General features: G+C 52.4%; 22 protein-coding genes and 1 pseudogene. 8 read left to right on the top strand and 15 right to left on the bottom strand.

Going from position 1 to position 26,828, the window contains the following annotated elements; genetic code table 11:
- Window positions 1-4: 4 nt before the first annotated feature.
- The 3 genes from artI to ACU8YC_RS05295 all read right to left on the bottom strand — a co-directional run bounded on the left by artI (window position 5) and on the right by ACU8YC_RS05295 (window position 2,222).
- Entirely contained in the window at window positions 5-736 is a 732-nt protein-coding gene (gene artI / locus ACU8YC_RS05305; RefSeq protein WP_187253389.1) for an arginine ABC transporter substrate-binding protein ArtI, read from the bottom strand.
- A gap of 16 nt (window positions 737-752) precedes the next feature.
- A complete protein-coding gene (gene artP, locus ACU8YC_RS05300; RefSeq protein WP_003027295.1) occupies window positions 753-1,481 on the bottom strand; it encodes an arginine ABC transporter ATP-binding protein ArtP in 729 nt (242 codons plus the stop codon).
- A 225-nt stretch (window positions 1,482-1,706) separates the two neighbouring features.
- Complete coding sequence (locus ACU8YC_RS05295) at window positions 1,707-2,222, bottom strand: lipoprotein (protein ID WP_370620025.1); 516 nt, start codon at window positions 2,220-2,222, stop codon at window positions 1,707-1,709.
- A gap of 126 nt (window positions 2,223-2,348) precedes the next feature.
- On the opposite strand from ACU8YC_RS05295, the gene ACU8YC_RS05290 reads away from it, so the two are divergent.
- Window positions 2,349-2,672, top strand: a complete 324-nt coding sequence (locus ACU8YC_RS05290; protein WP_001160725.1) for a heavy metal-binding domain-containing protein — start codon at window positions 2,349-2,351, stop codon at window positions 2,670-2,672.
- The gene (locus tag ACU8YC_RS05285) at window positions 2,669-3,499 is read left to right on the top strand and encodes an N-acetylmuramoyl-L-alanine amidase (RefSeq protein WP_446895091.1); all 831 of its coding nucleotides are present in this window, start codon (window positions 2,669-2,671) and stop codon (window positions 3,497-3,499) included. Before ACU8YC_RS05290 ends, ACU8YC_RS05285 begins: the two co-directional genes overlap by 4 nt.
- On the opposite strand, the gene ACU8YC_RS05280 is transcribed toward ACU8YC_RS05285, so the two are convergent.
- The 4 genes from ACU8YC_RS05280 to poxB form a co-directional block, all read right to left on the bottom strand.
- Entirely contained in the window at window positions 3,496-4,509 is a 1,014-nt protein-coding gene (locus ACU8YC_RS05280; protein WP_115643591.1) for an NAD-dependent epimerase/dehydratase family protein, read from the bottom strand. The genes ACU8YC_RS05285 and ACU8YC_RS05280 overlap by 4 nt on opposite strands.
- A 97-nt stretch (window positions 4,510-4,606) precedes the next feature.
- On the bottom strand, window positions 4,607-6,037 hold the full coding sequence (locus ACU8YC_RS05275) for an SDR family oxidoreductase (protein WP_187253386.1): 1,431 nt from the start codon (window positions 6,035-6,037) through the stop codon (window positions 4,607-4,609).
- A gap of 10 nt (window positions 6,038-6,047) precedes the next feature.
- On the bottom strand, window positions 6,048-7,049 hold the full coding sequence (gene ltaE, locus ACU8YC_RS05270) for a low-specificity L-threonine aldolase (RefSeq protein WP_061067664.1): 1,002 nt from the start codon (window positions 7,047-7,049) through the stop codon (window positions 6,048-6,050).
- Between the two features lie 154 nt (window positions 7,050-7,203).
- Complete coding sequence (gene poxB / locus ACU8YC_RS05265; RefSeq protein WP_151219788.1) at window positions 7,204-8,922, bottom strand: ubiquinone-dependent pyruvate dehydrogenase; 1,719 nt, start codon at window positions 8,920-8,922, stop codon at window positions 7,204-7,206.
- A 153-nt stretch (window positions 8,923-9,075) separates the two neighbouring features.
- On the opposite strand from poxB, the pseudogene ACU8YC_RS05260 reads away from it, so the two are divergent.
- A pseudogene (locus tag ACU8YC_RS05260) lies at window positions 9,076-9,249 on the top strand (DoxX family membrane protein); the annotation flags it as partial.
- Window positions 9,250-9,351: 102 nt separating this feature from the next.
- Here the strand turns inward: ACU8YC_RS05260 and ACU8YC_RS05255 are convergent.
- The 5 genes from ACU8YC_RS05255 to aqpZ form a co-directional block, all read right to left on the bottom strand.
- Window positions 9,352-10,971: an FAD-NAD(P)-binding protein gene (locus tag ACU8YC_RS05255; RefSeq protein ID WP_446895090.1), complete on the bottom strand. Its 1,620-nt coding sequence runs from the start codon at window positions 10,969-10,971 to the stop codon at window positions 9,352-9,354.
- Between the two features lie 199 nt (window positions 10,972-11,170).
- The gene (gene hcr / locus ACU8YC_RS05250; protein ID WP_446895089.1) at window positions 11,171-12,139 is read right to left on the bottom strand and encodes an NADH oxidoreductase; all 969 of its coding nucleotides are present in this window, start codon (window positions 12,137-12,139) and stop codon (window positions 11,171-11,173) included.
- 10 nt (window positions 12,140-12,149) lie between these two features.
- Window positions 12,150-13,802 (bottom strand): hydroxylamine reductase, encoded by a 1,653-nt coding sequence (hcp, locus tag ACU8YC_RS05245; protein WP_151224706.1) that lies wholly within the window; start codon window positions 13,800-13,802, stop codon window positions 12,150-12,152.
- Between the two features lie 155 nt (window positions 13,803-13,957).
- Window positions 13,958-14,857: a lysine exporter LysO family protein gene (locus tag ACU8YC_RS05240; protein ID WP_151219784.1), complete on the bottom strand. Its 900-nt coding sequence runs from the start codon at window positions 14,855-14,857 to the stop codon at window positions 13,958-13,960.
- A 144-nt stretch (window positions 14,858-15,001) separates the two neighbouring features.
- Window positions 15,002-15,697, bottom strand: coding sequence for an aquaporin Z (gene aqpZ, locus ACU8YC_RS05235; RefSeq protein ID WP_151219783.1), 696 nt, complete (start codon window positions 15,695-15,697; stop codon window positions 15,002-15,004).
- Between the two features lie 369 nt (window positions 15,698-16,066).
- On the opposite strand from aqpZ, the gene ACU8YC_RS05230 reads away from it, so the two are divergent.
- A complete protein-coding gene (locus ACU8YC_RS05230; RefSeq protein ID WP_151224705.1) occupies window positions 16,067-17,725 on the top strand; it encodes an ATP-dependent endonuclease in 1,659 nt (552 codons plus the stop codon).
- Here ACU8YC_RS05230 and ACU8YC_RS05225 read toward each other — a convergent pair.
- On the bottom strand, window positions 17,722-18,669 hold the full coding sequence (locus ACU8YC_RS05225; protein WP_187253380.1) for a VirK/YbjX family protein: 948 nt from the start codon (window positions 18,667-18,669) through the stop codon (window positions 17,722-17,724). The two genes, ACU8YC_RS05230 and ACU8YC_RS05225, sit on opposite strands and share 4 nt — an antisense overlap.
- Before the next feature lie 160 nt (window positions 18,670-18,829).
- Between ACU8YC_RS05225 and macA the strand changes: the two genes are divergently transcribed.
- Window positions 18,830-19,945, top strand: a complete 1,116-nt coding sequence (macA, locus tag ACU8YC_RS05220; RefSeq protein ID WP_187253379.1) for a macrolide transporter subunit MacA — start codon at window positions 18,830-18,832, stop codon at window positions 19,943-19,945.
- A complete protein-coding gene (gene macB, locus ACU8YC_RS05215) occupies window positions 19,942-21,888 on the top strand; it encodes a macrolide ABC transporter ATP-binding protein/permease MacB (protein WP_446895088.1) in 1,947 nt (648 codons plus the stop codon). The genes macA and macB overlap by 4 nt, the downstream gene beginning before the upstream one ends.
- Window positions 21,889-21,966: 78 nt before the next feature.
- Here the strand turns inward: macB and cspD are convergent, their stop codons facing one another.
- Window positions 21,967-22,191: a cold shock-like protein CspD gene (gene cspD / locus ACU8YC_RS05210; RefSeq protein ID WP_003036813.1), complete on the bottom strand. Its 225-nt coding sequence runs from the start codon at window positions 22,189-22,191 to the stop codon at window positions 21,967-21,969.
- Window positions 22,192-22,514: 323 nt separating this feature from the next.
- Here cspD and clpS point away from each other — a divergent pair, with 323 nt between their 5' ends.
- Both clpS and clpA read left to right on the top strand, forming a co-directional pair.
- The gene (clpS, locus tag ACU8YC_RS05205; protein ID WP_151219778.1) at window positions 22,515-22,835 is read left to right on the top strand and encodes an ATP-dependent Clp protease adapter ClpS; all 321 of its coding nucleotides are present in this window, start codon (window positions 22,515-22,517) and stop codon (window positions 22,833-22,835) included.
- 30 nt (window positions 22,836-22,865) lie between these two features.
- A complete protein-coding gene (gene clpA / locus ACU8YC_RS05200; protein WP_187253378.1) occupies window positions 22,866-25,142 on the top strand; it encodes an ATP-dependent Clp protease ATP-binding subunit ClpA in 2,277 nt (758 codons plus the stop codon).
- Window positions 25,143-25,410: 268 nt separating this feature from the next.
- Here the strand turns inward: clpA and trhP are convergent, their stop codons facing one another.
- Window positions 25,411-26,772, bottom strand: a complete 1,362-nt coding sequence (gene trhP / locus ACU8YC_RS05195) for a prephenate-dependent tRNA uridine(34) hydroxylase TrhP (protein WP_151219777.1) — start codon at window positions 26,770-26,772, stop codon at window positions 25,411-25,413.
- Window positions 26,773-26,828 lie beyond the last annotated feature (56 nt).

Raw genomic sequence — 26,828 nt, 5'->3', positions numbered from 1 at the left:
AATATTACTTCTGGAACCATTTGTTGTAGATGGTCTCGTAAGTCCCATCTTTTTTCACTTTTTCCAGCGCAGCGTTAAATTTCTGCTGCAGCTCGGTATTGCCCTGGCGCACAGCGATGCCCAGACCGGTGCCGAAGTAATCTTTATCCGTGACTTTGTCGCCAACCGCGGCCAGTTTTGGATTGTCTTTCAGCCATTCAGTCACTACAGCGGTATCACCAAAGACGCCGTCAATACGCCCGTTTTGCAGATCGAGTTTGGCATTCTGGTAGCTGTCATACGGCACGGTGGTCACTTCCGGATGTTTATCCATGATGAATTTCTGGTGCGTAGTACCGTTTTGAACACCAACTTTTTTGCCTTTCAGCTGATCAATGCTGGTGTATTTACCCTGTTGGCCAACAAACAGTGCAGAGTTGTCGTAATACGGAGTGGTGAACAAAACCTGTTTTTCACGTTCAGGCGTGATGTCCATGCCGGCCATTACCGCGTCAAAACGGCGGAATTTCAGGCTCGGGATCAGGCTGTCGAAGGCCTGATTGGTGAAGGTACAGGTAGCGTCAATCTCTTTACACAGCGCATTCGCCAGATCAACGTCAAACCCTACGATCTTGTTGTTAGCATCGATCGATTCAAACGGAGGATAAGACGCTTCGGTGGCGAAACGAATGGTTTGGGCTGCGGTAGCGGAAAGGCTAAAACTTGCGATTAGCGCGGCAATCAGAACTTTTTTCATTGTATTGTCCCGAATCTTAGTGAGAAAGATAGTTTTTAAACGCTTCGGTTTGCGGGTTGGCAAAGCAGCTCGCATCCCCAAACTCGACGATATGACCGTTTTCCATGTACACCACACGGCTGGCCGTTTTACGAGCAACTTCCACTTCGTGGGTGACGATCACCTGAGTAATATTGGTTTCCGCCAGTTCACGAATGATGCTGACGATTTGGGCGGTAATTTCCGGATCAAGCGCTGCGGTAGGCTCATCAAACAGCAGCACCTGCGGTTCCATCATCAACGCGCGGGCAATGGCGACACGCTGTTGCTGACCACCGGAGAGATGCAGCGGATAGCGATCGCTGTATGGCTTAAGGCGCAGACGTTCCAGCAGTTTCTCGGCACGCGCCATCGCTTGCTCTTTTGTCAGACCCAGTACGCGGCAGGGCGCTTCAATCAGGTTCTGCACCACCGTGAGATGCGGCCAAAGATTATATTGCTGAAAGACCATGCCGACGTTTTGACGCAGATCCCGAATGGCTTTATCTGACGGGGTTTTTGTGAAGTCGAAACGGTTACCTGCAATAGAGAGCGTGCCCGAGCGCGGCATCTCAAGCAGGTTGAGTACGCGCAGTAGCGAGCTTTTCCCGGCTCCACTTGGGCCAAGTAACACCAGTGTTTCACCCTGAGGGCAATCCAGCGTGATATCGAACAGCGCCTGATGTGCGCCGTAGAAGCAGTTAATGCCGTTTAATTGAATACTCATTGACACTCGATACTGGCAGTCTGATAGCTATTGAAGCCGCAGATACTACCTTTGACAGAATAGTTATGCAATATTTATGCGTTAAAAGTTAAATGCAAACCGCATTCTTATCTAAACATAGCACAAAATAGCGGGGCTACCACCGGGCAAGAATAATTGTCGGCATTCTATGCAGAATGCCAGACAATTAATGGGGGTTATGATTTGGGTGAGTAAATGGGGCGATTAACGGTTTTCGACAGACTGGCGCAGCGTCCCGGCTGGCGCGTGTACGCTGCCGCCCAAATAGCGGACATCATCAATGACCCAGCACTGGCCCTCACGGATCATCAGCACTTCATCACGCCAGCTTTGATCGCCTTGTTTAAGCTCTACGCGTAGCGGGATGTTGCGTGCATCACTATTCGGAATAGTTGATGCGCTGGCGACGCTGGCACTGTCCGGAAGTGTGGCGCGGCTGGAGAACGGATCGCTGTTAAACAGAGCGCTATGCGCGTTATCGCGACTGGCATCGTTCAGCAGTTTAGCCAGGTTGTCACTAAGGTATGGACGAAGTGGGGTAAGATCATTGTTTCGATGCTGAATACGGTAATCATAGAATTGTTGAGCCACGCTGTCTGGCCCACCTTCTACGCATGAACCACTACGTGCGCCGTTATCTTTATAAACCGGCGTCACGGTAGTACAGGCGCTGAGAAGGAGTGCACAGGGGACCAGCAGAGAGAGTTTCGAGTAGCGCATAATGATTTCCTTATTAGCTTTCTACTATTAGTGTTCTACGTTGATAGAATATATCCTTTCAATGATAGTGGATCGGTTCGATAATGCTTTTGAGATCGTGCTCTTAGCGCAAAAAGGAGATTAAACATGCAGTTTTCGACTACCCCTACGCTGGAAGGGCAAAGCATCGTGGAATACTGCGGTGTTGTTACCGGTGAAGCCATTCTAGGCGCGAATATCTTCCGCGATTTCTTTGCTGGCATCCGCGATATTGTCGGCGGTCGCTCCGGCGCGTATGAAAAAGAGCTGCGAAAAGCGCGCGAAATTGCTTTTCAGGAGCTTGGTGAACAGGCTAAAGCGCTGGGTGCTGATGCCGTTGTCGGTATCGATATCGATTACGAAACCGTGGGCAAAGACGGCAGTATGCTGATGGTGAGCGTCAGCGGCACTGCGGTGAAAACCCGCCGATGAAGCGTCTGCTGTATCTACTGGCATTTACGCTGCTGCTGGTGGGATGCGCTGGCGAAAAAGGCATTGTCGACAAAGAAGGGTATCAGTTAGACACCCGCCGTAAGGCGCAGGCTGCTTACCCGCGCATTAAAGTGCTGGTTATCCATTACACGGCGGATGATTTTGATTCTTCTCTGGCTACGCTGACGGATAAAAACGTCAGTTCGCACTATCTGATCCCGGCTGTGCCGCCGCTCTACCACGGCAAACCGCGCATCTGGCAACTGGTCCCCGAACAAGATCTGGCCTGGCATGCGGGGATTAGCTTCTGGCGCGGCGCTACGCGCATCAACGATACCTCAATTGGCATTGAGCTGGAAAACCGCGGCTGGCAAAAATCGGCAGGGATAAAATATTTTGCGCCGTTTGAGCCTGCGCAGATTCAGGCGCTGATCCTATTAGCGAAAGATATTATCGCCCGCTACGACATCAAACCGCAGAACGTGGTAGCCCATGCGGACATCGCCCCGCAACGAAAGGACGATCCCGGACCGCTTTTCCCATGGAAAGTGCTGGCCGAACAGGGCATTGGCGCGTGGCCGGACCCTCAGCGTGTGGCATTTTATCTTGCCGGGCGAGCGCCTCACACGCCGGTAGCAACCGAATCTTTACTCGATCTGCTGTCGCGTTACGGCTATGAGATAAAATCTGATATGACGCCGCGTGAACAGCAGCGGGTGATTATGGCCTTCCAGATGCACTTCCGCCCGACGTTGTGGAACGGCGTGGCGGATGCAGAAACTCAGGCGATTGCCGAAGCGTTACTGGAGAAATACGGGCAGGGCTAACGCGGCAGCTTACCGTGGTCACGTAACCAGGCCGCGGTACGTTCAATTCCTGCATCCAGCGTCACAATGGGCTGATAACCCAACTCTTCCTGAGCGCGGGTAGTATCCAGGGTAAAATCAAAATTTAGCTTCGAGACGCCGTAATGCGTCAGTTTTGGCTCTTTTGCCGATTTATTGCCTAAACGTTCCATGCTGCGGGCAATCATGTCCAGCATCGGGTAGGGAACGGAGCGGATCCGACAATCAATATTCAGCTCGTCGATGAGCTTCTGCACAATGCTGCGCAGAGTGCGATGCTCGCCGTTGGTAATGTTGTACGCGCGACCTGACGGCAGCTTATCGCAGGCTTGCTGACTTGCCAGCCACATCGCGTGCACCGCATTTTCGTAGTAGGTCATATCCACCAGTGCACTTCCGCCGTGCGGCAACAGGATGCTGCCATAGTGGTACATCATATGGGCCAGACGGGGAATGAATACTTTATCGTGAGGTCCGAACAGACTTTGCGGACGCAATACCGTAAAACGGGTCTGCGGGTTGGCCTGTGCCAGCAACGCGATCACGTCTTCGCCAGCCGCTTTGCTGCGGGCAAATTCATTGGCGAAGCGGTGGGGACGAAAGTCCTCTTTGATATCACGATGGTGGTGATAATCAAAATAGAGCGACGGCGAGGAGATATGAATGAAGTTACGAACGCCCCAGGCCACTGCCCACTCGCCCAGACGGCGAGTTGCGCGGACGTTGGCCAGATCGAAGGCTTCCTGAGTTCCCCACGGTGAGGTAAAACTGGAGCAGTGCCACAGCGTGTCAATGCCGGCAAGCATCACTTTTGCCTGCGAGGAAACCAGCTCGGTCAAATCGGCATGCACAAATTCTGCGCCCATTTTCTCCAGCAGCTTGCCCATCGCTTCGTTGCGACCGGTCGCTCTGACGCTGACGCCTCTGCTACATAAGAACTCAACCGCGTTTCGGCCTAAGCCGCTGGTGGCTCCGGTAACCAGTACCTTCATATCAATCCACTGTGTTTAAAAAACGTCGTGCGCATTCTTCCGTGAATTACGTCTGTATGCAATGGGAAACATGAAAGAATACAGTCTCTTTTTCGCATTAGTCTGTGATTTGTTCTGCAAGTTTGGCAATACGCTTCGCCATACCTCTGAAAATAAACAGATGGGCTGGAATCATCAACAACCAGTAGAAGAGACCTGGCATGCCGTGTGGATGCCACCAGGCGCGTACATCAATGCGTCGGTGATCGCCTTTATCTTCCAGCGTGAAGCTCAGGCGACCCAAACCTGGCGCTTTCATTCCAAACAGCAGCGTCAGCTGTTTCTCGGGTTCAACAATGATAACTTTCCAGCTATCGACAGTATCGCCAACTTGTAACAGCGGGTGTTGCGGTCGGCCTTTAGCGAGCTTATGGCCGACCAACAGATCTAACGCCGCACGCGTTTTCCATAAAATATTGCCAAAGAAGTAGCCTTCTTTGCCGCCAAGTCGATTCACGACCTGCCACAGCGCTTTTTTGCTGGCGGAGGTTTCGACGCTAAAGCCAGCCTGTTTGGCGAAATAGCCATATTCAGGACGCCAGCGGGCAAACGCCTGTGCGTCGTAACCCCAGTCGCTGGAGTTGACCAGCTTTTCCTCTTCCTTCAACGTGCTGCGTACCGCGTCATCAAAAGCAATGAGCTTTTGCGGGATCAACGCACGTAATTCGGTGTCATCGGCCAACAGGTCGTGTTTTAAGCCCTGGATCAGTGCTTTTGCCGTGGTCGGCGGCACCGACGTAATGACGTTTAAAAACCAGACCGAAATCCAGCGGGTAGGAAAGGGAATGGGGATCAGCAGGCGATGTTTACCGCTGACCGCCATAAAATGTTCGAACTGCTCCTGATAGCTCAACACCTGCGGTCCGGCGGCTTCGAGTACGCGGTTATGTTGTGTGGGATGATCCAACAGCGCCACCAGGTAGTACATCAAATTCTCCAGCGCGATAGGTGTTGTTCGCGAACGCACCCAACGTGGAGGAGTGAGTACCGGCAGGTTGTAGACCATGTCGCGCATCACTTCAAAGGCAGCGGAACCTGCCCCGACGATGATGCCAGCACGCAATTCCGTCATCGGTACGCCTGATTCACGCAGGGTATCGGCGGTTATTTGCCGCGCACGCAGATGATCGGATTGTTCATGCCGGGGAGCTTGCAATGAGCTCAGGAAAATAAGCTGTTTGACTGGGGTATTACGTAGCGCATCGCGTACGTTCATCGCCACCTGGCGTTCGTGGGCGATAAAATCACCGCCTTCACCCATACCGTGGACCAGATAATAGACCGTATCAACACCGATCAGCAGCGGCGCAAGATTATCTGGCCAGTTTAAATCGATCTTATGGCAACTGACGTTGGCCAGTTGCTGCTTTTCCAGCCGTTCAATGCGGCGTGCCGCAGCCAGCACCTGATGCCCTTGTTGGCTGAGTGCCTTTACCAGATGCTGACCAATGTAGCCACTGGCGCCAAGAACCAAAATCCGTTGCGGCACACCTATCTCCTTAGCGGGTTAAAAAAGCGCGCCAGTGGGCGACGACTTCAGCAAGTTGTTCACGCGATACGTCCAGATGCATCACCAGGCGCACAATCGGCGAGGCGTTAATCAGCACGCCTTGTGCTTTCATGTATTCGCCCAGCGCGGCAGCGTGCTCTTCGCCAACGCGAACAAACAGCATGTTGGTGTCGTGGCGCATGACGTCCGCACCTGCTTCGCGCAGCTGTTCAGCCATCCAGGCAGCGTTGTCATGGTCTTCCTGCAAACGCGCCACGTTATTTTTCAACGCATACAGCCCGGCCGCCGCCAGAATACCAGCCTGGCGCATTCCGCCGCCGGTCATTTTTCGCCAGCGAATGGCACGCTTGATGTACTCGTGGCTGCCGACCAGCAGCGAGCCTACCGGCGTTCCCAGACCTTTGGAAAGACAAATGGTGAACGAGTCGCAGTATTGTGTGACATCTTTAAGCTCACAGCCATAGGCGACGATGGCGTTAAAAATACGCGCGCCGTCGACGTGCAGGGCAAGGTTGCGCTCCCGGGTGAATTCCCAGGCCTCTTTCAGATATTCACGCGGCAGTACTTTGCCGTTATGTGTGTTTTCCAGACTGAGCAGACGGGTGCGGGCAAAATGGATATCGTCTGCTTTGATTTTTGCTGCCACTTTGTCCAGCGGCAGGGAGCCATCCGGCGCGGCATCGATAGGTTGCGGTTGAATGCTGCCGAGCACCGCTGCGCCACCCGCTTCGTAGAGATAGTTATGCGCGCCCTGACCGGCGATATACTCTTCGCCGCGCTGACAATGGCTGAGCAGGGCCACCAGGTTCGCCTGAGTGCCGGTAGGTAAGAAAATTGCGGCTTCTTTACCAGAAAGCTCGGCTGCGTATTGCTGGAGGGCATTGACGGTAGGGTCATCACCGTAGACGTCGTCCCCGACCGGGGCGGCCATCATCTCTTCGAGCATGGCGCGACTGGGTCGGGTGACAGTATCACTGCGTAAATCAATCATGGTATCTCCTTATTACACTTCATCCTTCAAGCTGCCTCGCCGTTGGCCGCACCCTCAAACCCCAGTCACATAGTATTCCTATGCTCCTGGGATTTTCGGGCTTGCCGCCTTGATGCATCATGAATGATTTTGTGTGTGGTTTAATAAGGATGTTTTACCTGAGCCAGTTAGTTTTCGCCAGTTCGATCACTTCATCACCGCGTCCGCTGATGATAGCGCGCAGCATATACAGGCTAAAACCTTTGGCTTGTTCGAGCTTGATCTGCGGCGGGATCGCCAGCTCTTCTTTTGCCACCACCACATCGACCAGCACCGGACCGTCAATTGACATCGCCCTTTGCAGCGCCTCATCAACCTCTGAAGATTTCTCCACGCGAATGCCCGTGATACCACAGGCCTCGGCAATCCGCGCGAAATTCGTGTCGTGCAGTTCGGTGCCGTCGGTCAGATAACCACCAGCCTTCATCTCCATCGCTACAAATCCCAGCACGCTGTTGTTGAAGACAATAATTTTCACCGGCAATTTCATTTGTACCACCGACAGAAAATCGCCCATCAGCATGCTAAAGCCGCCGTCACCACACATGGCGATGACCTGACGTCCCGGTTCAGTCGCTTGTGCGCCGAGTGCCTGCGGCATGGCATTGGCCATCGACCCGTGGTTAAAGGAGCCGATCAGGCGGCGTTTGCCGTTCATTTTCAGATAGCGCGCCGCCCAAACCGTTGGTGTGCCCACGTCGCAAGTGAAGATGGCGTCGTCAGCGGCGAAGTGGCTGATTTGTTGTGCCAAATATTGCGGATGAATGGCTTTATCACTGGGTTTGGCTAAATCATCCAGCCCTTTGCGTGCTTCGCGATAATGTTCCAGCGCTTTATCCAGGAACTGCCGCTCGGTTTTTTCTTCCACCAAAGGCAGCAGGGCGCGGAGGGTGGATTTAATATCGCCTACCAGCGCCATATCAACTTTACTGTGCGCACCAATGCTTGCAGGGTTGATATCAATCTGAATAATCTTGGCGTCGGTGGGATAGAACGGGCGATAGGGGAACTGGGTGCCGAGCAAAATCAGCGTGTCGGCATTCATCATGGTATGGAAGCCGGATGAAAAGCCAATTAACCCGGTCATACCCACGTCGTAAGGGTTGTCGTACTCAACATGCTCTTTCCCGCGCAGAGCGTGCACGATCGGGGCTTTGATCTTAGCCGCAAACTCAACCAGCTCTTTATGCGCACCGGCGCAGCCGCTGCCGCACATCAGGGCGATATTGCTGGAGTAGCGCAGCAGTTGCGCCAGTTTTCTCAGCTCTTCCTCTTCCGGGGTGACTACCGGGAGCGGCGCATGGTACCAGTGCGTGGTGGCGCTTTCAGGGGCGGGCTTCAGCGCCACGTCGCCGGGTAATACCACCACGGAGACGCCACGGTTGAGCACCGCTTTACGCATAGCTATAGCTAACACCTGGGGGATCTGCTCAGGGCTGGACACCAGCTCGCAATAGTGGCTACATTCACGGAACAACTCTTGCGGGTGGGTCTCCTGAAAATAACCGCTGCCTATTTCACTGGATGGAATATGCGCGGCAATCGCCAGCACCGGGACGTGGTTGCGGTGGCAATCAAACAGGCCGTTGATCAGGTGCAAGTTTCCGGGTCCACACGAGCCTGCGCAGACAGCCAGCTCGCCTGATAACTGTGCTTCAGCGCCCGCGGCGAAGGCCGCAACCTCTTCATGACGGGTTGGCATCCAGTCAATTGTTCCCATACGATTAAGGCTGTCACTAAGGCCATTGAGTGAGTCACCCGTTACACCCCAAATGCGTTTTACGCCAGCTTGTTCGAGTGTTTTAGCAATAAAAGCGGCAACCGTTTGTTTCATGGTTTTCCTTCTCCTCTGATGTGATACCGGTTACAAGTTTAGATGAAGATAATCGTTATGCTTCTCATTACCCCTTATTTCCGGCAGGTTTCATTTAATCTGTATTAACTGTAGTTTGTTAATTGCACATAGTGAAACAAGTAATAAATTCAAATGGTTATAAAACTATTAAATACAGTTAACTGGATGCGGGATCATGCGGGTTTTGGCAAGTTTTTGTTACGCCTTGCTGTCGGTGGACTGATGCTGTTTCATGGGCTGCATAAACTGTTCGCGGGTATTGATGGCATCAGCGGCATGCTGATAGCGAAAGGTTTCCCGGGCTTTTTTCCATTGCCGGGAATTCGACCTGGCGGTAGTTTGCTATCTGAGCGTCAATACTGAGGCAGCAACGCGTTAACATTTTGCCCGCCTCGCCATTAAATCCATTTACTCATCCAGCTCGCCAGTGTCCCACAGATTGTGCCGACGCCTTTGCGCACGTTGCGTCAGTGCCTTTGCCATCGCGGCGCCTATCTCAGCGCTGACCACCAGACCCTGAATAAAGGGACGATCGTGCATCAACCACGGCAGCCCGCCAAAGGCAATGCGATTGCGGGCATTTTCCGGCGCTTGCAGCGTGTAATCTTCACCGATATCCGGGATCTTATCGCCACAGGCCAGCAACTGAGCGCGTAACGTTGGGAAAGGGATATCTTTGCTCTGCAATGCCCGCTGCCCTCGGGCGTCAATAAACACATCAAATTCGCTGCGTCGACCGTGGTGATAAATTACCGTCATTTCCTGTTCATTCGTGCGCTCATAATCCGCACCAAGTGTGAGGATCTCAATCAGTCCGGCGTCGTGGAGCGCCAGCAGTCGGCGTACTGATTCAGAAGGGATTGCCGCATAGTTATCAATAAATACGCGCGCCAGTCCTCGCTTAAAGCGTTTTTCATCAAGCGGATCAAGATGTGGGACGATCTCTTCGATAACCTCGTGTAGTCGTAGCAGGGTATAGCGCCACGCGACGGTACGCTGTTCTTGTTTGTTGCGTTCCACTTCAATCAGGTTGCGCTTCGCCCATTCAAAAGGATCGTGCTCGAGCCTGTCGGCAAAGTAGGCCTCTGGGAATGTATCGGCATTAAGTTCCTCAAGTGCTATCTCTCGACTCCACTGTGGAGCGGCATCTTGTAATTGTTGCGCAATAATCCGGAAAATACGGTCCAGTAATCCTTTTTGCCCACGGGCAATGGCGTCTTCAATTGCTTCTGGCGTTGCGATATTCAACGATTCATAGGGCAGAGGGCAGTAAAAATCCGCTTCAGGCAGCACGCCGCTGCGCGACATCAGGGTCAGCTTCAGGCTTTGGCTGTCGGATTTACAGATAAACTTGAGTGCGTTATCAGCCCCGGTAGTGAAGGCTCCGTGTTGGCAGGCCACGGCCATCGCCGCGTCAATCGCGCTGAGCGAGGTGCCAAGAATTCCCACCCGGCAAGCGCTAATCTGTACATCCATCAGACCGGTCCACGGACAGGGGAAAAACTTCCGCGTCTGTACATCCGTTTCAGGCCACAGATGACCGGTGGCAATGGCGGCGAAATCCACCTCGACTGGCTGTGAAGCATGATTGATCCACAGCGAGACGCCATTCGGGTTTGCGCGCAGGTCGGTGACTTCGCTTGATTCGTTTATGCTAATCGTGAAGCCTGAGCCTCGCGCTTTCTCGACGATAGCGAATAAACGATCGCGATAATAGTCACCGAGGATCACGCGGGGTAAAAATTGCCGTTCATGCAGAGACGTCCGTTCAATCCTAAACTGCGCCAGATAGTCATCACTTTGATTCTGTAGCCACGTCAGATAACTGATATAAATCGGTGGGATCTCAATGCTGGCTATATTTGCCAGCATGAAGTCTGCGTTGTTGTCGCTGTTGTAAGGCATGCCGACGCCTGCTTCCTCAGCTTGCTCATAAAGCTCTATTTCCAGCGGTTCACCACGTTCCACCAGGGCATGAAGCGTATAGATTCCGGTGGGACCGACGCCGACGATGGCCACTTTTTTCATGGGGGTCCTTGTAGAAAGTTCGACGTGGTAGTCGGGAATATTGCTTAATCAGTGCAGAGTAAGTGTGGTCGATAAATTGTGGGATGAAGGAAGAATTTTGTCGAAGCGGGGGAAAATCGGAATTTTGCAGCGCCTGTCAGCATAAAAAAAGGCTACCCGGTTGAGCCTGGCAGCCTTTTGTACATCAGAGGTCAGCGAATTACGCCAGCACTAAATCACCCTGCGGATGACAGGAGCAGGCCAGCACATACCCTTCAGCGATTTCCGCGTCGGTCAGCGTCATGGTGCTGCTGACCGTGTAGTTACCGTCAAGCACTTTGGTTTTGCAGCAGCCGCAAACGCCCGCACGACAGGCAGCGACAACCGGGACTTTATTGCTTTCCAGTGCTTCCAGCAGCGTGCTACCCACCGGCGCGAAAAACGCTTTCGCCGGCTGCAGTTTGGTGAACTTCAGACCACTGGTGGCAGCTTCTGCCACTGGGGTGAAGAACTGCTCTTTAAAGAAGCGCGTCACGCCCAGCGCTTTCACTTCTTTTTCGACCAGATCCATATACGGCGCCGGGCCGCAGGTCATTACCGTACGCGAAGTCAGATCTGGCACGCTTTGCAGCAGTTCGGTAGTCAGTCGACCAGAAACAAAGCCGTGAGTGGCGTTGTTTTCAGCGACTATCGTCACCGGATATTCATGCCATTCGTCAGCAAAAATGACATCCTGCGGCGAACGAACGTTAAAGATCACCTGCACATCAACCTGCGGGCGGTATTTTGCCAACCAGCGACGCATTGACATGATTGGCGTAACGCCGCAGCCGGCTGCCAGCATCAGGAACTTGTCTTCTGCTTTATCTTCACAGGTGAATTCACCCATGGCATCGGACAGCCAGATATAGTCGCCGCGCTTCACGTCGCGGGTCAGCCACTGTGAACCTGCACCCTCGTCAATCCGGCGGATAGTCAGCGTAATATATTCGCTAACGCCCGGCGTCGAAGAAAGAGTGTAAGCACGCAGCGTGTCCGCTGAATTACGTACGCTGACCAGTGCATACTGCCCGGCGCGGTACGGATAATAGTCGTGGCACAGCAACGAAATTGTCCATACATCCGGCGTTTCCTGATGGATGTGATGAACCTGCATCCGCCATGGGCACTGATGAGTTGGCATTGTCATTCTTTACTCCTTACGCGCTCAGCAGTTGCTTCATGTCTTCTTCAACAGTGGTTACGGAACGCAGACCAAACTTCTCGTTGAGCACTGCCAGCAGGTCTGGCGTGAAGAAACCAGGTGCAGTCGGGCCAGTAACGATATTTTTCACGCCAAGCGACAGTAGGGTCAGCAGAATAACAATCGCTTTCTGTTCGAACCAGGAGAGCACCAGAGACAGCGGCAGATCGTTCACGCCACAACCCAGTTTCTCAGCCAGGGTTACCGCCAGGATGATGGCAGAGTAAGCATCGTTACACTGACCGGCATCCACCAGACGCGGCAGACCTTCAATATCACCGAAATCCAGTTTGTTGAAACGGTATTTACCACAGGCCAGGGTCAGGATTAGGCAGTCGTCTGGCACGCTGGTCGCGAAGTCGGTGAAGTAGTTACGTTCGCCGCGTGCGCCGTCACAACCGCCCACCAGGAAGATATGACGCAGTTTTTCACGGCTGACCAGGTCAATCAGCGTATCAGCAGCACCCAGCAGGGTCTGGCGACCGAAACCAACGGTGATCAGGTGCGGAATTTCGCTATACGGGAAGCCAGCCATCTGTTGCGCCTGAGCAATAACCGGACCGAAATCGTCACCTTCAAGGTGGCTCACACCTGGCCAGCCGACGATGCTACGCGTCCAGATACGGTCATCGTAAGCGCCAACGGTTGGGTCGATGATGCAGTTAGAGGTCATCACGATTGGACCTGGGAAGCGGGCGAATTCAACCTGCTGATTCTGCCAGCCGCTGCCGTAGTTACCGATCAGGTGTTTGAACTTACGCAGTTCCGGGTAGCCGTGCGCCGGCAGCATTTCACCGTGGGTATAGACGTTCACGCCGGTCCCTTCGGTTTGCTCAAGCAGGTTGTACAGATCTTTCAGGTCGTGGCCGGAGATCAGAATACATTTACCTTCGGTTGCTTTAACGTTGACCTGAGTCGGGGTCGGGTGGCCATATTTCGTGGTTTCACCAGCATCCAGGATGCTCATCACTTTGAAGTTCATCTGGCCGATTTCCATTGAGCACTCCAGCAGAGCGTTCATATCGGAAGGCCAGGTACCCAACCACGCCATGATTTTGTGGTACTGCGCGTAAATAGCGTTGTCGTATTGGCCGAGAACGTGCGCATGTTCCATATAGGCAGCGGCACCTTTCAGGCCGTACAAGCACAGCAGACGCAGGCCGAGAATGTTCTCGCCAATGGCTGCTTTATCTTTATTTGGGGTAAATTCAGCCGCCTGACGTTGCAGGTCGCCCAGATCGTCGCTGACCAGTTGTAGATCGGCCATCGGGTTAGCGACCGCTGCGTTCGCGTCGATATTCAGGCATTGTGCTTTCAGGGCATCGCGCATGGCGATAGCTTCACGGGCATAGCCAACAATACGCGGGGAATCGAAGTTTACGTTAGTCAGCGTGGAGAAGAATGCACGCGGCGCAAAGTTATCAACCTCATGGTCGATGATGCCGTATTCACGTGCTTTAACAGCCCATGCAGACAGACCTTGTAGGGCAGCAATCAGCAGATCCTGCAAATCGGAGGTTTCGGCCGTTTTACCGCACATACCCTGCGCGTAAGAGCAGCCGTTTCCTGCCGGAGTACGGATGGTTTGTTCACATTGCACACAAAACATGGTCACACCTTTTAAAGTTATATTTGATATACATGTTTGAGGTTATGCCTGTGCGCGAAGGGATAAAAGAGATTTCTGCTACAACTTGCAGGGAGATTGATTTAGCGCAATTTTGGCGGTAGCTGACTACCGCCAGAGAGGTATTTGTCTGTGTATCAGGCGGAGAAAAAGGCCATCAACAGAGGCACTAACAGACTCAGGATAAAGCCGTGAACGATGGCTGCGGGAACCATTTCCAGACCGCCGCTACGTTGTAATACGGGCAGGGTGAAATCCATTGATGTCGCGCCACATAGCCCTAACGCGGTAGAGCGGCTGCGACCGACCAGGCCTGGAATCAACATAATAGCGATCAGTTCTCGACCCAGATCGTTAAAGAAAGCGGCGCTACCAATCACCGGTCCGAACGATTCGGTCAACAGAATACCGGACAGGGAGTACCAACCAAAACCTGATGCCATCGCCAGCGCGGTTTTCATCGGCAGGTCGAGAATCAACGCATTGATAACCCCCGCCAACATCGAACTGGCAACGACGACCACCGCCACAATCATCCCCCGGCGATTCAGCACGATTTGCTTTAAGGTCATGCCGCTGTTGCGCAGTTGAATACCCACGAGGAACAGTAAAAATATGAGCGTATATTCGCTGGCTTCGGTGGCGTGCTGCAGAATGGAAATACCGGTGAGGCCGAGCAGGAAACCCACGACGACAACGCCACACAGCTGGAGAGACTCCAACGCCATTGCGATTCGCGAAGGTAGCTTTTCTTGCTTATGATTGTGTCGCCAGGGCAGCGAGCGCTCCAGCCAGAACAGTGCGGCAATATTACACAGCAAAATGACCGTCACGCTGACGGCAGAATAATGAAGAATGGCTAACAGATTGCTGGCGAGATTATCCAGAAACGCCAGACTGATACCCATAAAAAAGAGAATAAGGTAAACGATCCAGCTTAACAGGCGATTGATGAGTTTTAATGCAGCCCTGTGCCGAAGCGGAATAAGGTAGCCCACAATAAGGGGAACCAGAATGATTAACAGCCCTGAAAACATGAAAATCAGATCCTTGCTGAGAAGTAAGACGAAATGCGCCAGCACACACTACTCAAAGCAAAGAGGGGAGTAAAGTTGCAAATAAAAGGAAATATAGAGAGGATAAAAAAGACCTGACTTGCGCCAGGCCTTTTTTGTTAGCGATTAATCGCGTTTTTCCAGCAGAGTGCGGTAAATAAGACCGCCGAGGACCCCACCGATAATCGGCATAACCCAGAAGAACCACAATTGTTGTAATGCCCAGCCGCCCTGGAAGATGGCGACAGCGGTACTACGCGCCGGGTTCACCGACGTGTTGGTAACCGGAATACTGATCAAGTGGATCAAGGTTAACGCCAGACCAATTGCAATGGGGGCAAAACCTGCCGGAGCATGTTTATCGGTCGCGCCGTGGATCACTAATAAGAAACCAGCAGTCAGAATAATTTCAATCACTACGGCAGAAAGCATGGAATAGCCGCCCGGAGAATGTTCACCAAAGCCGTTCGAGGCAAAACCACTGGTTGTTGCATCAAAACCCGCTTTACCGCTGGCAATAAGATACAGAGCCGCAGCGGCAACAATACCGCCAACAACCTGAGCAATAACGTAACCAATAACGTCTTTTGCCGGGAATCGGCCGCCAGCCCATAAACCGAAGGTTACCGCTGGGTTAAAGTGTCCACCAGAAATATGTCCTACCGCGAATGCCATAGTCAGTACGGTCAGACCAAACGCCAATGCCACACCGACAAACCCAATACCCAACTCCGGGAATGCGGCTGCCAAAACTGCACTGCCGCACCCACCAAAGACGAGCCAAAACGTACCGAAGAATTCGGCTGCTAATTTCCTGAACATAACCACCTCAATTAAAAGTTCCGGGTTCGTGTTTCTCGCCCGGTAATTCATCGCTAAAAGGGACGATGATGAAAGAGCGGGTATTTTAGAAAAAAACATCATCCCTTCGCCAGTTAAATTGATGAAAAAATTTGATTTAAGGCAATATGTTGTGATTCCTTTTTGAATATTGGATGAATGAAGCATAGTTCAATTAACAAAAGACGATGATTGAGTCCGGAAATAATATTCAAGGGAAAACATAAGAAGAATATTCTTATATTATGGGGTCCTACGATTAACCTCCTGATGATATCGGGTGTCCTGAGCGCCGCTTGCCGTTATACTCCTGATAACTTGAAGGAAAAAGTTAGCATTTCCGGAGGCTATATGATTCTCGAACGCGTTGAGATTGTTGGATTTCGTGGTATTAACCGTCTGTCACTGATGCTGGAGCAGAGCAACGTGCTGATTGGTGAGAACGCGTGGGGTAAGTCCAGTCTGCTGGATGCCTTAACCTTGTTGCTGTCGCCGGAAACTGATTTGTACCACTTTGACCGCGAAGATTTCTGGTTCCCACCGGGCGATATACAGGGCCGGGAACATCATTTGCATATTATCCTGACGTTTCGTGAGTCTCAGCCGGGCCGTCATCGGGTGCGTCGCTATCGTCCTCTGGAAGCCTGCTGGACGCCGTGCCAGGATGGCTATCACCGTATTTTCTATCGTCTGGAAGGTGAGTGTGCTGATGACGGTAGCGTTCTGACGTTACGCAGTTTTCTTGACGGCGAGGGCCATCCGCTAACCCTCGACGATATTAACGATCAGGCGCGACACCTCGTGCGTTTGATGCCGGTATTGCGCTTGCGCGATGCCCGTTTTATGCGACGGATCCGCAACGGTACGGTGCCGGATTCAGCGGAAATCGAAGTGACAGCGCGGCAACTGGATTTTCTGGCGCGCGAATTGGCTACCCGACCGCAAAACCTGACCGATGGGCAAATACGTCAGGGGCTATCGGCCATGGTACAACTGCTGGAACATTACTTTTCTGAGCAGGGTTCTGGCCAGGCACGCTATCGGCTGATGCGTCGTCGTTCCAATAACGAACAACGTAGCTGGCGCTATCTGGATATTATTAACCGTATGATTGATAAACCTGGCGGACGCACACACCGGGTGATCCTGTTGGGACTGTTTTCGACGCTGTTGCAAGCTAAAGGAACGCTGAGACTGGATAAAGACGCCCGGCCTTTACTGCTGGTTGAAGACCCGGAAACACGTTTACATCCTATTATGCTGTCGGTCGCCTGGCACCTGCTGAATCTACTCCCTCTGCAGCGGGTGGCAACCACTAACTCCGGCGAACTACTGTCCCTGACGCCCGTGGAACACGTTGTCCGTCTGGTGCGTGAGTCCTCTCGCGTCGCCGCCTGGCGGCTGGGGCCGGGTGGGATCAGCGCTGAAGACGGTCGGCGTATTGCCTTTCATATTCGTTTTAATCGTGCATCGTCATTGTTTGCCCGCTGTTGGCTGCTGGTGGAAGGTGAAACGGAAACCTGGGTTATCAATGAACTGGCTCGCCAGTGCGGGCACCATTTTGATGCGGAAGGTATTAAAGTTATTGAATTTGCCCAGTCCGGCCTGAAGCCGCTGGTGAAGTTTGCCCGTCGGATGGGTATTGAGTGGCATGTGCTGGTCGACGGTGATGAGGCCGGGAAAAAGTATGCGGCTACCGTGCGCGGTTTGTTGAATAACGACAGAGAAGAAGAGCGCGATCATTTAACCATGCTTCCCGCGCTGGACATGGAACACTTTATGTATCGCCAGGGGTTTGCAGACGTCTTTCACAGAGTGGCGCAAATTCCGGAAAACGTGCCCATGAATATGCGCAAAATTATCTCGAAGGCGATTCACCGTTCATCAAAACCGGATTTGGCTATTGAGGTGGCGATGGAAGCCGGAAGGCGCGGCGTTGACGCGGTGCCCACGCTGCTGCGGAAAATGTTTTCCCGCGTGCTGTGGCTGGCACGCGGCAGAGCGGATTAGTGGCGAAATAGTTGGGATAGCTGGGCGTGTATTGCATCCAGTAATTGATAGCGACGGCGGTATTCCGCGCGTTTTTTACTGGCAATTTCCGCCTCGCTTTTCCGCGCGATTGTGCGTGGAATATGGTAGTAACCGAGATTGTCGCACTCGCCGCCAACTGATTCCCAAAATGCGTTGTAGTCGGAATGAATGACCTTATTTTTATCGTGGTAGCGTTGGCTGCGAAAGATATGCTGTTCATTGCTGACAGCCATAACATTATCAATATTCAATCGTTCTGCTAACCGGCAAATGGCTTCCATCACAATACGTTTTGGAAATATCCCGTGACAGGACTTGGTCGCTTTTTGTATTGCTTCGTGAGGAAGTTGCGCATTGCCCTGCACACCGCCAATAAATAATGTCCTTTTGCCATTATATTCGCAGAACGTAAACGTCATTTTAGTCAGTACGTCTCCGTCGCCATTTTGTACCTGAATGGTACTTTCTCCCTCTTTATCCAGTACCGGCAACATCATCATGGTGACGTTAAATACGTCGTCATCTTTGCCTTCAATTTGCGCCAGCTGTAAGCCATCATTGCTTAATAAGGCGTTAAATTCTGCGGGTAAAAATGCGTGGCGGATAACATGATAATGAAAACGCACCGCGTCTAAACGCATTTTACGGGTGAAGTTTGCGGCAAGGTAAGGACGATGTAAACGCACCGGCAGTCGGGGTTGGCGGGATAGCAGGTTTTCAAGATCCGGCCATTGGGCGAGTTCTGTCATCCATTCCTGAGTAAGATGAGGTATCAACAATGAGCGCCAGATAAACTTACGACGAAAGCTCCTTTTATCCCAGCAATGGGCGGGGCGTAAATGACCGCTACTAAGCCGGTAAAAAAGGCCAAAGCTGGTAATGGGTTTAGTGGAAAGAAAAGTGCCTTCAGTTAGCTGACTCATAATTAAAATCCGATTGATACCTTAGTACTAATTTCAGCACAGCGGATCTTAACCATTCATCAATAACTCTGTTATTCTTTGCACTTTTCAACGCCTGTTAATTTAGTGTTGATGTTTATCAGTCCACTCTGGTGGGCGTATTGGGGGAACCAGGACATTTATGAAGCTCAAGGGAAAAATCAAAAAGCGCTATTTTCTCTTCGCCATCATCATTATTGTGGCAGTAATTGCACTTTGGAGAACGCTCAATGCGCCTTTACCTCAGTATCAAACCTTAATTGTTCGTCCGGGCGATCTGCAGCAAAGCGTTCTGGCTACCGGGAAACTGGATGCGTTGCGTAAAGTAGATGTCGGGGCGCAGGTCAGTGGGCAGTTAAAAACGCTGTCGGTTGCGATCGGTGATAAAGTAAAAAAAGATCAGCTGCTCGGTGTTATCGATCCTGAACAGGCGCAAAACCAGATCAAAGAGGTTGAAGCGACGCTGATGGAATTACGTGCTCAGCGTTTACAGGCTGAAGCTGAGTGGAAACTGGCGCGGGTGACGCTTTCCCGTCAGCAACAGCTGGCAAAAACCCAGGCGGTCTCGCAGCAGGATCTCGATACGGCAGCGACCGAGATGGCGGTGAAACAGGCACAAATCGGTACCATCGACGCGCAGATTAAACGTAATCAGGCTTCTCTCGATACCGCCAAAACCAACCTTGACTACACCCGCATCGTCGCGCCAATGGCTGGCGAAGTAACGCAAATTACCACTCTGCAGGGGCAAACCGTTATTGCCGCCCAACAGGCGCCTAATATTTTGACGCTGGCAGATATGAGCACCATGCTGGTGAAAGCGCAGGTTTCCGAGGCGGATGTGATTCATCTGCATGCCGGGCAAAAGGCCTGGTTTACCGTCCTCGGCGATCCGCAGACGCGCTACGAAGGTACGCTCAAAGATGTTCTTCCGACGCCAGAGAAAGTGAATGATGCGATCTTCTACTATGCTCGCTTCGAAGTTCCTAACCCGAAAGGGATCCTGCGTTTGGATATGACTGCGCAGGTTCATATTCAACTCACGGATATCAAAAATGTTCTGACGATCCCACTGTCGGCGCTGGGCGATCCTATTGGCAATAACCGTTATAACGTCAGGCTGCTGCGTAATGGCGAAACCCGCGAACGTGAAGTGGTTATCGGTGCGCGTAATGACACCGATGTGGAGATCGTGAAAGGGCTGGAAGAGGGGGATGAAGTCATCACCGGCGAGGGCAACGCAGGAGTTGCAAAATGACGGCATTGCTTGAACTAAGCAATATCCGCCGCAGCTACCCGTCCGGCGAAGGGCTGGTCGAGGTGTTGAAGGACGTATCCTTGCGCATTCAGGCCGGGGAAATGGTGGCGATTGTCGGGGCATCGGGATCGGGAAAATCGACGCTGATGAACATTCTTGGCTGTCTGGACAAGCCCACCAGCGGTACGTATCGGGTTGCAGGACGCGATGTCTCCACGCTGGATAGCGATGCGTTAGCGCAACTGCGTCGCGAGCATTTCGGGTTTATCTTCCAGCGTTATCATTTGCTGTCACATTTGACCGCCGCGCAAAACGTTGAGGTGCCTGCGGTCTACGCAGGCACCGAACGTAAGCAGCGTATGGCGCGTGCGCAGGAATTACTCCAGCGACTGGGTCTGGGCGACAGGGTTGATTATCAGCCTTCTCAACTTTCCGGTGGACAGCAGCAGCGAGTCAGTATTGCGCGTGCGCTGATGAACGGGGGGCAGGTGATCCTCGCCGACGAACCTACCGGCGCGCTGGATAGCCATTCTGGCGAAGAGGTGATGGCGATTTTGCATCAGCTGCGCGATCGCGGGCACACGGTGATTATCGTCACGCACGATCCGCAGGTTGCCGCACAGGCCGAACGCGTCATTGAAATTCGTGACGGCGAAATTGTGCGCAATCCACCGTCGCATAAGCCTGCTGTCGGAGCCGATATAACTGAACCACCAGTGAAAACGGCGTCCGGCTGGAGTCAGTTTGTCAGCGGTTTTCGTGAAGCGCTGACCATGGCCTGGCTGGCAATGGCTGCGAATAAAATGCGTACGCTGTTGACCATGCTTGGCATCATCATCGGTATTGCTTCCGTGGTCTCCATAGTGGTAGTAGGCGATGCGGCGAAGCAACTGGTGCTGGCTGATATTCGCGCAATTGGCACTAACACCATCGATATTTATCCTGGCAAAGATTTCGGCGACGACGATCCACAATATCAACAGTCGCTGAAATATGACGATTTAACGGCATTACAGAAACAGCCCTGGGTCAGTTCGGTTACGCCAGCGGTGTCGAAGAACCTGCGGCTCCGTTATGGCAATATTGACGTGGCAGCCAGCGCGAACGGCGTTAGCGGCGACTATTTCAACGTCTATGGCATGACGTTTAGCGAAGGAACGACTTTTAACGCGGAGCAACTGGCAGGGCGCGCTCAGGTGGTTGTGCTTGACAGTAATACCCGGCGCCAGTTGTTCCCCAATAAAGCGAAAGTTGTCGGCGAAGTCGTGCTGGTGGGAAATATGCCGGCCACGGTCATTGGCGTTGCAGAAGAGAAACAGTCGATGTTCGGCAGCAGCAAGATCCTGCGGGTCTGGCTGCCCTACAGCACTATGTCCGGGCGAATTATGGGGCAGTCGTGGCTGAACTCGATCACCGTGCGGGTGAAGGATGGATATGATAGTGCCCAGGCCGAGCAGCAGCTCACCCGGCTGCTGACGTTGCGTCACGGTAAAAAGGATTTCTTCACCTGGAATATGGACGGTGTCTTGAAAACCGCCGAAAAGACCACACGTACATTACAACTCTTCCTGACACTGGTGGCTGTGATTTCACTGGTCGTCGGTGGGATTGGCGTGATGAACATCATGCTGGTTTCGGTGACCGAGCGAACGCGCGAGATTGGCATTCGTATGGCGGTTGGCGCACGTGCCAGCGACGTGCTGCAACAGTTCTTAATTGAGGCGGTGCTGGTGTGTCTGGTTGGCGGCGCGTTGGGCATTAGCTTGTCGATGCTGATCGCCTTTACGCTTCAGCTATTCCTGCCCGGCTGGGAAATCGGTTTCTCACCCGTAGCTTTGTTGACGGCGTTCCTGTGCTCGACCGCGACCGGGATTTTGTTTGGCTGGCTTCCGGCGCGAAATGCCGCGCGGCTGGATCCAGTAGATGCTCTGGCGCGGGAATAATGCCACAGAGATAAAAATGCCAGCCGCAAGGGCTGGCATTTTGACTGCAGGATGTACACAATGAAACAGAAGAGTTATTTATGCGACAGCTTCTGCTTCAATGACAGGCACGATGACACTGGCATGATTGCCTTTTGGCCCCTGGTGGACATCAAACTGGACAGACTGTCCGGCTTTTAGCGTTCTGTAACCATCCATCTGAATGGTGGAGTAATGGGCGAAAATATCTTCGCCGCCGCCTTCGGGGCAGATGAAACCAAACCCTTTGGCGTTGTTGAACCACTTAACAGTACCCGTTTCCATACTTCGACATCCTTCGTAAATCTTATATAAGTAAGATGGAATGAACCGGTGGCGGAGTGGGGGCTGTTCAAAACCTCGCCAACTCTCGAAATTACAATTTAGAGAAATCAGGCGGGGCGTCAAGCGCCAGGCAGCCGGAATAGGGTAAAAATGCATCAAAATTTGAAGCAGTTAACGCTATTGTCGGTTATGTGACAGATGTCGCGAATGGCACTAATAGATGATAGTTATCTAATACTTGAGGTAGATTGATTGTGCGCATAGGCTGCTGGTCAGCGGCAAGATTTTCTGCCGGAAACCGTAACTGAAGATGACAACTGACCATGGGTAAGACGAACGACTGGCTGGATTTCGATCTGCTGGCGGAAGATAAATTGCGTGACGCGCTAAAACCGCCATCTATGTATAAAGTGATATTAATCAATGATGATTACACTCCGATGGAGTTTGTTATTGACGTGTTACAAAAATTCTTTTCTTATGATGTAGAACGTGCAACGCAACTGATGCTTGCAGTTCACTATCAAGGTAAAGCGATTTGCGGCGTATTCACTGCCGAAGTGGCTGAAACCAAAGTTGCGATGGTGAACAAGTATGCGAGGGAGAACGAGCATCCGTTGCTGTGTACGCTGGAAAAAGCCTGAATGCAGGCATAAATATTGGGGGAGGTGCCTATGCTCAATCAAGAACTGGAACTCAGTTTAAACATGGCTTTCGCCAGAGCGCGCGAGCACCGACATGAGTTTATGACCGTCGAGCACTTGTTACTGGCTTTGCTCAGTAACCCGTCGGCCCGCGAAGCGCTGGAAGCGTGTTCTGTGGATCTGGTGGCGCTGCGTCAGGAACTTGAAGCCTTCATTGAACAAACCACACCCGTATTGCCTGCCAGTGAAGAAGAGCGCGACACGCAGCCAACGTTGAGTTTTCAGCGCGTGTTGCAACGTGCGGTCTTCCATGTTCAGTCCTCCGGGCGCAATGAAGTTACTGGCGCGAATGTGCTGGTCGCCATCTTCAGCGAGCAGGAATCTCAGGCGGCTTATCTGCTGCGTAAGCATGAAGTGAGTCGCCTTGATGTGGTGAATTTTATTTCTCATGGCACGCGCAAAGACGAACCAAGTCAGTCTTCTGACTCTGGTAATCAGCCGAATAATGAAGAGCAAGCTGGCGGGGAGGACCGTATGGAGAACTTCACGACTAACCTTAACCAGCTTGCCCGTGTGGGCGGAATTGATCCGCTCATTGGCCGGGACAAAGAGCTGGAGCGCGCCATTCAGGTCCTGTGCCGTCGTAGAAAAAACAACCCGTTGCTGGTGGGAGAGTCTGGTGTCGGTAAAACCGCCATTGCCGAAGGTCTCGCCTGGCGTATCGTCCAGGGAGATGTGCCAGAAGTCATGGCTGATTGCACCCTTTACTCTCTGGATATCGGTTCGCTGCTGGCAGGCACCAAATACCGCGGCGATTTTGAAAAACGCTTTAAGGCGCTGTTAAAACAGCTGGAACAGGATACTAACAGCATTCTGTTTATTGATGAGATCCACACCATCATTGGTGCGGGGGCGGCATCGGGCGGCCAGGTGGATGCGGCTAACCTGATCAAACCGTTGCTCTCCAGCGGCAAAATCCGCGTGATAGGCTCAACCACCTATCAGGAGTTCAGCAATATCTTTGAAAAGGACCGTGCGTTAGCGCGTCGTTTCCAGAAAATCGATATCACTGAGCCGTCGGTAGAAGAGACCGTGCAGATCATCAACGGCCTGAAACCGAAATACGAAGCACACCATGACGTTCGTTACACTGCCAAAGCGGTGCGTGCAGCGGTCGAACTGGCGGTGAAATATATTAACGATCGTCATCTGCCGGATAAAGCAATTGACGTAATTGACGAAGCGGGCGCGCGGGCGCGTTTAGTGCCGGTTAGCAAACGCAAGAAAACCGTCAACGTAGCGGATATCGAGTCCGTGGTGGCCCGCATTGCGCGGATCCCGGAGAAGAGCGTTTCGCAAAGCGATCGTGATACGCTGAAAACTTTGGGCAACCGCCTGAAAATGCTGGTATTCGGACAAGACAAAGCCATTGAGGCACTGACGGAAGCGATCAAAATGAGCCGTGCCGGTCTGGGACACGAGCATAAACCGGTCGGGTCGTTCCTGTTTGCTGGGCCGACTGGCGTCGGTAAGACCGAGGTCACGGTACAACTGTCCAAAGCACTCGGCATTGAGCTGCTGCGTTTTGATATGTCCGAGTATATGGAGCGCCATACCGTCAGCCGCCTGATTGGTGCGCCTCCGGGCTATGTCGGTTTCGATCAGGGCGGTTTGCTGACAGATGCAGTTATTAAGCATCCGCATGCGGTACTGCTGCTGGATGAGATTGAAAAAGCACACCCGGACGTCTTTAACCTGCTGCTGCAGGTGATGGATAACGGTACGCTGACCGACAATAACGGGCGTAAAGCGGATTTCCGCAACGTGGTGCTGGTCATGACCACTAACGCAGGCGTGCGTGAAACCGAGCGTAAATCGATTGGGCTGATTCATCAGGACAACAGTACTGATGCGATGGGCGAAATCAAAAAAGTGTTTACGCCGGAGTTCCGTAACCGTCTCGATAACATTATCTGGTTCGATCATCTCTCAACTGAGGTGATTCATCAGGTTGTTGACAAGTTTATCGTCGAGCTTCAGGTTCAGCTGGATCAGAAAGGTGTCTCTCTGGAAGTGAGTCAGGAAGCCCGAGACTGGCTGGCTGAGAAGGGCTATGACCGCGCAATGGGCGCACGTCCGATGACGCGTGTGGTCCAGGATAACCTGAAAAAACCACTGGCTAACGAATTGCTGTTCGGTTCGCTGGTTGATGGCGGTCAGGTAACCGTTGCGCTGGATAAAGAGAAAAATGAGCTGACCTATGGCTTCCAGAGTGCACAAAAGCACAAGCCCGAAGCAGCACATTAATTTCTAATCACCGATGAGCCGGGCGTAATGCCCGGTTTTTTTTCGCCTGAAAGTAGTGATTTGAATTGGGGATACTCGGAGAATTTAAACGGCAGGCAAAAAATAAGCCTGCGTAAGGGAGATTACGCAGGCTAAGGAGGTGGTTCCTGGTACAGCTAGCATTTATGGGTTATGTTTTTCAGCGGAGGAGATAATACCCTTAATGAACGAAACGGTATGTGATCGATTTCTAAGAATCTTCCGTACGCTGAAAAATAACCGTAATTAACTACTTAGCATGCGGGTTGCGTGTGGACTCACCAGCAAAATTACGCATCAACAATGCATAATTCAGATCGATATCCTCCGGTACCGGCATCCAGACGGTGTAGCCGTCACCCGGTGCAACCGGCATTGCTTCGCCTTTCGCGTTTTCCATCTGCTCGAGAGTAAAGTTGATGTTGCCTTGTGGGGTCATCAGCTCCAGGCTGTCGCCGACGGTGAATTTGTTTTTCACCAGTACTGCCGCCAGTTCACCTTTACGTTCACCAGTGAATTCACCGACAAACTGCTGGCGCTCGGAAACAGAGAAGCCGTATTCATAGTTCTGATAGTCGTCATGCGTATGGCGGCGCAGGAAGCCTTCGGTGTAACCACGATGTGCCAGACCCTCCAGCGTTTCCAGCAGTTGCGGGTCGAACGGTTTACCGGCTGCGGCATCATCAATCGCTTTGCGATATACCTGTGCGGTGCGCGCGCAGTAGTAATAGGACTTGGTGCGACCTTCAATTTTCAGCGAATGCACGCCCATTTGAGTCAGTCGTTCAACGTGGGCAATAGCTCGCAAATCCTTCGAGTTCATGATGTAAGTACCGTGTTCGTCTTCAAACGCGGTCATATACTCACCCGGACGCTGGGCTTCTTCGATCATAAATACTTTGTCTGTCGGCGCGCCAATCCCCAGCGTCGGCTCAACGTTTTGTACCGGGATAGGCTCGTATTTATGCACGATATTGCCCACCACGTCTTCTTTGCCTTCCTGCACGTTGTATTCCCAGCGGCAGGCATTGGTACAGGTGCCTTGGTTCGGGTCACGCTTATTGATGTAGCCAGAGAGCAGGCAACGGCCGGAGTAGGCCATGCACAGCGCACCGTGCACGAAGATCTCAAGCTCCATATCCGGCACCTGGGTGCGGATCTCTTCAATTTCTTCCAGCGATAGCTCGCGGGAGAGGATCACGCGGGTCAGCCCCATCTGTTTCCAGAACTTCACCGTTGCCCAGTTTACGGCGTTAGCCTGTACTGAAAGGTGAATGTCCATCTCCGGGAAGTTTTCGCGCACCAGCATGATAAGCCCCGGGTCTGACATGATCAGGGCATCCGGCCCCATTTCCACCACCGGTTTCAGATCACGAATGAAGGTTTTCAGCTTGGCGTTGTGAGGGGCAATGTTCACCACCACGTAGAATTTTTTACCCAGTTCATGGGCTTCATTAATGCCGAGCTGCAGGTTTTCGTGGTTGAATTCGTTGTTGCGTACGCGCAATGAATAACGCGGTTGGCCCGCATACACGGCGTCTGCGCCATAGGCGAAAGCGTAACGCATGTTTTTCAGCGTTCCCGCCGGGGAAAGGAGTTCCGGTTTAAACATAATTTTCTCGTTCTGATGACAGGTCAGACTCGCCACACTCGGTGAGGCGGTTAGGG

This window comes from Citrobacter sp. VF227 (assembly GCF_052950715.1).
The sequence above is the reverse complement of the archived record's forward strand: the minus strand, read 5'-3'. Positions and strand labels throughout refer to the sequence as shown.